This window comes from Paenibacillus cineris, from assembly GCF_018333335.1.
Classification (GTDB): domain Bacteria; phylum Bacillota; class Bacilli; order Paenibacillales; family Paenibacillaceae; genus Paenibacillus_AQ; species Paenibacillus_AQ favisporus.
The window spans coordinates 1-390 of record NZ_BORU01000022.1 but is presented as its reverse complement, the minus strand read 5'-3'; the positions used below and the strand labels follow the sequence as shown (position 1 = coordinate 390).

Here is a 390-nt window from a genome sequence, read left to right as displayed (position 1 = left end):
CTGCGCGCGCTTTACGCCCAATAATTCCGGACAACGCTTGCCCCCTACGTATTACCGCGGCTGCTGGCACGTAGTTAGCCGGGGCTTTCTTCTCAGGTACCGTCACTCCGATAGCAGTTACTCTACCGGACGTTCTTCCCTGGCAACAGAGCTTTACGATCCGAAAACCTTCATCACTCACGCGGCGTTGCTCCGTCAGGCTTTCGCCCATTGCGGAAGATTCCCTACTGCTGCCTCCCGTAGGAGTCTGGGCCGTGTCTCAGTCCCAGTGTGGCCGTTCACCCTCTCAGGTCGGCTACGCATCGTCGCCTTGGTGAGCCGTTACCTCACCAACTAGCTAATGCGCCGCAGGCCCATCCGCAAGTGACAGATTGCTCCGTCTTTCATCAT

Annotated in this window: 1 rRNA gene; it reads right to left on the bottom strand. The window is 57.9% G+C overall.

What is annotated here, in order from left to right:
• Positions 1-390, bottom strand: a 16S ribosomal RNA gene (locus KI379_RS33735); the annotation flags it as partial.